The following is a 243-nucleotide window of genomic DNA, read 5'->3' on the forward strand; positions in this document are numbered from 1 at the left end:
CACCAATGTAACCGAAGATAATAACGCTCATTGTTCCAGGGAAAATAATCACACTGCCAATTGCAGCAGTACTTAGTTGATGTACATCTTTCATCATGTAAGGAACCATAGAGATAAACCCTGCTACTGTACCAAATATAAGTCCTCCACAAAGGAAACCAATTATAAAAGAAATATTTTTCCCCAGTGCAGGTTCAACAAAAGGTTCTGTTACTTTCCTAATATGTTTTACAAATATCAGGA

At 35.8% G+C, this 243-nt stretch carries 1 pseudogene; it reads right to left on the minus strand.

The features are described 5' to 3' along the window. Positions 1–243, minus strand: a pseudogene (locus AWV70_RS22470) (tetracycline efflux MFS transporter Tet(L)); the annotation flags it as partial.

The sequence above is a fragment of the Sporosarcina koreensis genome (genome assembly GCF_001531445.1).
GTDB lineage: Bacteria > Bacillota > Bacilli > Bacillales_A > Planococcaceae > Sporosarcina > Sporosarcina koreensis_C.